Annotated in this window: 7 protein-coding genes; 3 read left to right on the forward strand and 4 right to left on the reverse strand. The window is 33.4% G+C overall.

Annotated elements, in window-relative coordinates; all coding sequences use genetic code 11:
* Positions 1 to 584, reverse strand: a 584-nt coding sequence (locus tag ACK5ON_RS08195; RefSeq protein ID WP_409821560.1) for a bacteriorhodopsin, incomplete at its 3' end; no start/stop codon positions are given.
* Between the two features lie 107 nt (positions 585 to 691).
* Here ACK5ON_RS08195 and ACK5ON_RS08200 point away from each other — a divergent pair.
* Positions 692 to 1588, forward strand: coding sequence for a Brp/Blh family beta-carotene 15,15'-dioxygenase (locus ACK5ON_RS08200; RefSeq protein WP_409821561.1), 897 nt, complete (start codon positions 692 to 694; stop codon positions 1586 to 1588).
* A gap of 89 nt (positions 1589 to 1677) precedes the next feature.
* Here the strand turns inward: ACK5ON_RS08200 and dnaK are convergent, their stop codons facing one another.
* Together dnaK and rho are read right to left on the reverse strand one after the other, a co-directional pair.
* Positions 1678 to 3564 (reverse strand): molecular chaperone DnaK, encoded by a 1887-nt coding sequence (dnaK, locus tag ACK5ON_RS08205; protein WP_396176069.1) that lies wholly within the window; start codon positions 3562 to 3564, stop codon positions 1678 to 1680.
* Between the two features lie 165 nt (positions 3565 to 3729).
* Positions 3730 to 5412 (reverse strand): transcription termination factor Rho, encoded by a 1683-nt coding sequence (gene rho, locus ACK5ON_RS08210; RefSeq protein WP_409821564.1) that lies wholly within the window; start codon positions 5410 to 5412, stop codon positions 3730 to 3732.
* A 182-nt stretch (positions 5413 to 5594) separates the two neighbouring features.
* On the opposite strand from rho, the gene ACK5ON_RS08215 reads away from it, so the two are divergent.
* Entirely contained in the window at positions 5595 to 6005 is a 411-nt protein-coding gene (locus ACK5ON_RS08215; protein WP_396176075.1) for a DUF4293 family protein, read from the forward strand.
* An 88-nt stretch (positions 6006 to 6093) separates the two neighbouring features.
* Here ACK5ON_RS08215 and ACK5ON_RS08220 read toward each other — a convergent pair whose 3' ends face one another.
* Complete coding sequence (locus ACK5ON_RS08220) at positions 6094 to 6588, reverse strand: metallophosphoesterase family protein (protein WP_409821565.1); 495 nt, start codon at positions 6586 to 6588, stop codon at positions 6094 to 6096.
* Between the two features lie 90 nt (positions 6589 to 6678).
* On the opposite strand from ACK5ON_RS08220, the gene ACK5ON_RS08225 reads away from it, so the two are divergent.
* Positions 6679 to 7189: tRNA pseudouridine synthase A (locus tag ACK5ON_RS08225; protein ID WP_409821567.1), on the forward strand; the 511-nt coding region annotated here is incomplete at its 3' end.

The raw sequence follows: 7189 nt of genomic DNA on the forward strand, positions 1-7189 counted from the left end.
TAACCTAACGGATAGATAGCCCAACCAACTAATACAAACCAACATAAAATTTTGTGTGCTGCTAAAACATTTCCACCAGCTGCTTTAGCCAATTTAGATGCTTCACCGAAGTAAATTTCATAAACAATTAAAAAGTAAGCAGCTCCAGATATGAAGCCCCAAAGTGCGGCGCTTCCAGGATAAACAGCTTCTCCAATGTAACCAGTAACTAACATTACTACAGAATAGAAAATCATTTTCCACAGTAAGCTTTGTTTAGCACCAGCTACTTTAAGAATTAAATAAAACTCAAGACACATCATTGGAACTGTAATAATCCAATCTACATATCTAAAGAATGTAGGAGATTCTTGGAAAGCAGCCCAATAATCTCTCATGTAATAATAATGTACTGCTGCTACAAAAGTAATCAAACCTGAAACTAAAACAGAAGTACGCCACTTTCTATCAAATTGATTTAATGATAAAAAGAAAAAAGCTGAAGCAGCCATCATAGCCATACAGCCTACAAAAAAAGTAAACCCTACATAATCAGTAGGAAGCATCTTAGAAGTCAATGCTGAGAAAAGAAAAGTGTTTAACATAATAAAAAGGTTTAAATTTGTTTAACCAAAGATAAAAAATACTAAACAAATAAAAAAATATTTTTTTAAATTTTTTATGATTATATTTAAATTTTATTTAAAATTAAATGCTTAAAAATACGAATTTCTCAATACTGTTAAGCTTTCTTAGCTTATGGCTAACTTCTTTCTTAAAAAATGAAAGTCAAATTATTGTAGGTTTTATATTAATATTATCATTCGGAATTGTTCACGGGGCAAATGATTTACTCTTGATTAAGAAAATAAATAGCACTGAAAAAACAACTTATTGGAAAATATTATTCAATTACATAAGTATCGTTTTATTGGCAATTATTCTATTTACTTTAGTTCCTTGGTTGGCTATGCTCTTATTTATTCTTGTAAGTAGTTATCATTTTGGAGAACAGCATTGGGAAAATAAAAATTTTTACAGTTCTAAAATTGCAACTACTCTCTTCAACACAGTATATGGATTATTTATATTGTTGTTATTGTTTCAATTTCATAAAAAAGAAGTAATGACCATTTTATTGGGAATTACTGGCCTTTCACTAAATTTTATAAATATTACTTTGCTGTTAATAATTATTAGTTTCATACTATTAGGTATGTTTATCTATAATTTTTATTCTTCAAAACTTTTTCAAAAAAACCTTGCTGTTGAATTGTTGTACTTAGTAGTTTTTACAATACTATTTAAAGTAGGAAGTTTGATTTGGGCTTTTGCTATTTATTTCATTTTCTGGCACAGTATTCCTTCCTTGTTGGATCAAACCAAATTTTTGTTTGGTGATGTTTCTATTTCCAATTTTAAGCGCTATTGTAAATCGGCTTTTCTTTATTGGTTAATTTCAATTGTTGGAATTATCGTATTATACTTTGTATTAAAAGACTATAAAATCTTTGACTCAATATTTTTCTCTTTTTTAGCGGCAATAACATTTCCTCATGTCTTTGTTATTGAAAGAATGTTTCATGTTAAAAATAAAAAAACCGAGTAATTGCTTACTCGGTTTAATCTTAATTATAGATCCCTCAAAAATTCGGGATAAGCGATTCACACAATTTTTTTCAAAAATTGGTTCTCTGCTTACTTAACTTCTTCAAATTCTACATCTTGTGTATTATCGCCTTGAGCTTCTGCTTGTGGTTGAGCTTCTTGAGCTTGACCTGCTTCGCCTTGAGCATACATAGCTTCTGTAGCTACTTTCCATGCAGCATTAATATTATCAAGACCTTTTTGAATAGCTTCTAAATCTTGAGATTGGTGAGCCATTCTCAATTCTGTTAAAGCTGCTTCGATACCTACTTTATGATCATCAGATAATTTATCTCCCAATTCTTTTAGTTGACTTTCAGTCTGGAAAATCATTCCATCAGCTTCGTTCAATTTATCTGCTTTTTCTCTGGCAACTCTATCACTTTCAGCATTCATTTCAGCATCTTTTTTCATTCTTTCGATTTCTTCTGGAGTTAAACCAGAGGAAGCTTCGATACGAATATCATGTGATTTTCCTGAACCTTTATCTGTAGCCGATACTTTAATAATTCCATTAGCATCAATATCAAAAGTTACTTCAATTTGAGGAACGCCTCTTGGAGCTGGTGGAATTCCATCTAAATGGAAACGACCGATAGTTTTATTATCTGCAGCCATAGTTCTTTCTCCTTGAATTACGTGAATTTCTACACTTGGTTGATTATCAGCTGCTGTAGAGAATACTTGTGATTTTTTAGTTGGAATAGTAGTATTAGACTCAATTAATTTAGTCATTACATTACCCATGGTTTCAATTCCGAGGGATAATGGCGTAACGTCTAATAACAACACATCTTTTACATCTCCAGATAAAACACCACCTTGAATAGCAGCTCCAATAGCTACTACTTCATCAGGATTTACTCCTTTTGATGGTTTTTTACCAAAGAATTTTTCTACTTGTTCTTGGATAATTGGAATTCTTGTAGAACCACCAACGAGGATTACTTCATCAATATCTGAAGTTGATAAACCTGCATCTTTCAAAGCTTTAGCAACTGGTTCCATTGAACGTTTGACCAAAGTTTCCGCCAATTGTTCGAATTTTGAACGTGTTAAACTTTTCACTAAGTGTTTTGGTCCAGTAGCTGTAGCAGTAACATAAGGCAAGTTGATTTCTGTTTGTGTAGAAGATGACAACTCGATTTTTGCTTTTTCAGCCGCTTCTTTTAAACGTTGTAATGCCATTGGGTCTTTACGCAAATCAATTCCTTCTTCGGTATTGAATTCGTTAGCCATCCAATCGATAATTACTTGGTCAAAGTCATCGCCACCTAAATGAGTATCTCCGTTTGTAGATAACACCTCGAAAACTCCATCGCCTAATTCCAATACTGAAATATCAAAAGTTCCTCCACCTAAATCGTACACCGCAATTTTTTGATCTTTACCTTTTTTATCTAATCCATAAGCCAAAGCCGCTGCTGTTGGCTCGTTGATGATTCGCATTACTTTTAAACCTGCAATTTCTCCAGCTTCTTTTGTAGCTTGACGTTGTGCATCATTAAAATAAGCAGGAACAGTAATTACCGCTTCTGTAACGGTTTGACCCAAATAGTCTTCGGCCGTTTTCTTCATTTTTTGAAGTGTCATGGCTGACAATTCTTGTGGCGTATATAATCTTCCGTCAATATCAACACGTGGCGTGTCGTTATCGCCTTTTACCACTTTGTATGCTACAGTTGATGCTTCTTTAGCACTTTCTGTATATTTGTTTCCCATAAAACGTTTGATAGACGCTATGGTTTTTGTTGGGTTGGTCACTGCTTGTCTTTTAGCTGGATCACCTACCTTAATTTCGCCACCTTCTACAAATGCAATTACAGATGGTGTTGTTCTTTTCCCTTCCGCGTTTGCAATTACAACTGGTTCTCCACCTTCCATAACTGCCACACAAGAATTGGTTGTACCTAAGTCGATACCAATAATTTTTCCCATTTTATTTTATATTAATTGTGTTTACTGTTTAAAACTTGATTGGCATAAGTCAACTTTTGTGCCAAGCAACAAAAGAGATTGAATTGTCAGTTTGAATTAAACTAATATGACAAAGTGACATTATTAAAAAGAAAAATCCCAACCGTTTAAGTTGGGATGGTAAATCTAATCGTTCATCGAGATGAGGAACTCGTCGTTATTTCTTGTCTTCTTAATTTTATCGTTAATCGTATCCATTGCCTCAACTGGATTCATATCGGCTAGGAACTTGCGGAGAATCCACATTCTTTGCAATGTTTTTTCGTCTAACAATAAATCATCTCTTCGTGTACTTGAAGAAGTCAAATCGATAGCAGGGAAAATTCTACGGTTGGCAATTTTTCTATCCAATTGTAATTCCATGTTACCTGTTCCTTTAAATTCCTCGAAGATAACTTCGTCCATTTTTGAACCCGTTTCGGTTAAAGCTGTTGCAATAATACTCAGTGAACCACCGTTTTCTACATTACGGGCAGCACCAAAGAAACGTTTTGGTTTTTGCAAGGCATTGGCATCCACTCCACCCGAAAGTACTTTTCCAGAGGCAGGTTGTACTGTATTGTATGCTCTTGCCAATCGAGTAATAGAATCCAAAAGAATAACCACATCATGCCCGCATTCAACTAATCTTTTTGATTTTTCAAGAACGATATTGGCTATTTTTACGTGTTCCATTGGTTCTCTATCAAAGGTGGAGGCAATAACTTCACCACGAACACTGCGTTGCATATCGGTAACCTCTTCTGGACGTTCATCAATTAACAAAACAATCAAATAAACTTCGGGATGATTGGCAGCAATGGCATTAGCAATGTCTTTCAGTAACATTGTCTTTCCTGTTTTTGGTTGCGCTACAATCATGCCACGTTGTCCTTTTCCAATGGGTGAAAACAAATCTATAACTCGTGTCGAAACGCTAGCTTGTTTGTCGGCACTGTTGAATTTTTCTTGAGGAAATATTGGTGTTAAGTGTTCAAACGAAACTCTGTCACGCACGACTTGAGGATCATGACCGTTTATTTTCAAAACTCTAACCAACGGAAAAAATTTCTCTCCTTCTTTTGGTGGACGAACAACACCTTTTACAGTATCGCCGGTTTTTAAACCAAACAATCTGATTTGGGAAGTAGAAAGATAAATATCATCGGGCGAAGCTAGATAATTATAATCGGAAGAACGCAAAAAACCATAACCATCGGGCATCATTTCGAGTACGCCTTCACTTTCGATAATTCCATCAAATTCATAATCAGAATCGCGGAAATTATTTGGTTTTTTACCTTTAAAATTTGGATTATTATTGTTTGCGTTTGAATTTCCATTTTGATGTTTTGGTCTTTGTTCACGAATAGTATCCGAATTTTGGTTTGGATTTGGAGCAACTTCTGTTGCATTATTTTCAAAACTTTCAGAATTGTTGTCAGTTTGTTCTGAAACTACTTCATCTGTCGTGGTTATTTTATTCTTGTTAAAGAGTGGCTTTTTGAATTTGGGGTTTTTATTTGGAATAATTGGACTCTGTTCCAATTTTTCTGGGACTTGAGAATAATTATCAAATAAATCGCTTTGAGTAGTTTCAATCGGCTTTTTAGTTTCGGGAAGAATTCGAGCACGTTTGGTTTTACTCTCAGTTACATTATCAGCGGTAACTACAGATTTTTCAGGTTCTACTGTTTTGTTTTGATACTCTAAAATTTGCGCAATCAGCACTTCTTTTTTGGCACCAGTAACTTTTATTGTTTTTGCTAGTTTAGCAATTTCTTGAAGCTCAGAAAGCTTCATTTCTTTTAAGGCAGAAATATCAAACATGAATGTTGTTTTGATTTAATTTTTTTTTGGAAATACTACAAATGTGGGTAGAAATTTTTGATAAAGAATAGTCCGAAGAATGAAGTACTTACGGATTAGTGATGCAATAATACGAATAATATTTTATCATGCAATAGTATTTTTTAAAAAGAAACTATATTTTTGTCCAACATTTTTACATAATTATGTATAGAGTACAGACGTATTATTTGATTGGTTGTTTACTTATTTCTGCTGTTTTGCCTTTTATTTTTCCTTTATGGAAAGATGCAAACGGCAAATCATTCTATTTTATGATGGATATGGTTTATGTCATACTTTTTGGATTGAGTAATACATTATCGTTATTAAGCATAATTTCACACAAAAAAAGACAACAACAATTTGTCATGGGCAGATTGAATATCATATTGAATTTAATTTTATTAGGATTATTTGTGTATCGAACACTAAACGCATCTGGAGAAACAGCTATTTCTGAGAAAGGTGTTGGGATGTTCTTACCTATTTTTTCTATCGTACTTTTGGTTTTGGCCAACAAAGCCATCAAAAAGGATGAAGATCTCGTAAAATCTGTGGATCGACTGCGATAAACCTATAAACTTAGTTTTTTTAGTGCTGCGAAAAACCCAAGCGAAAGTTTGGGTTTTTTATTTAATCTGAACTTGTTTCAGATTCTAATTATTTTTTGCCCAGTTCTATAATCTCCAAATTCTGAATTTTATCTCCATCAATTTCAAAACGAAGCATTGTTCGTACTTGATGAAAGCCATAAATACCGCAAGCTCCAGGATTCATGTGCAACAAATTCAGTTTTTTATCAAACTGTACTTTTAAAATATGGGAATGTCCACAAATAAAAAGTTGAGGCGGATTGGTTTGTATTTCATTTCTAATAGCTTGATTGTATTTACCCGGATAACCACCAATGTGTGTGATCCAAACATCAACTTCTTCACACATAAATCTATTGTGAAGTGGAAATTCAATTCTTGCTTTGTCATTATCAATATTACCATAAACCGCTTGTAATGGTTTTAAAGATTTCAAAGTATCTGTTACGCTTAAATCGCCTACATCCCCGGCATGCCATACTTCATCAGCTTGATTGACATATTTTAAAATAGTATCATCAATATGACTATGAGTATCGGAAAGGAGAAGTATTTTTTTCATATCACAAATGTATATTAATATTTGAATTTTGAAATTGTCATTGCTATTGAATTATATAACTTTGTGACTTCAAATTTTGGAAGAAACACTTTGAGATATTTTATCGAATTAGCTTACAAAGGAACAAACTACTGCGGTTGGCAATACCAACCTGATGCCAACTCTGTTCAAGAAACGCTCAATAAAGCATTGTCTATTTTACTAAAAAAAGAAATTGATGTTGTTGGCGCTGGTCGAACCGACACAGGAGTGCATGCCAAGCAAATGTATGCTCATTTTGATTATGCTTCTGAAATTGATAGCCAACAATTAGTTCATAAACTCAATTCTTTTTTACCCAAAGACATTGTTGTTTTCAACATAATAAAAGTTTTGGATGAAGCGCATGCTCGATTTGATGCTACCAAGCGAACCTATGAATATCATATCCATACCTTTAAAGACGCATTTGAAAACGAGAGCAGTTGGTTGCATCAATTACCTTTGGATGTAGACAAAATGAACGAAGCATGTCAAATTCTTTTCAAGCACAATGATTTCGAATGTTTTTCTAAAACGAATACTGATGTAAGAACCTTTAATTGTGTTATTTTTGAAGCGC

It is taken from the genome of Flavobacterium sp. (genome assembly GCF_046317795.1).
Taxonomy (GTDB): Bacteria; Bacteroidota; Bacteroidia; order Flavobacteriales; family Flavobacteriaceae; genus Flavobacterium.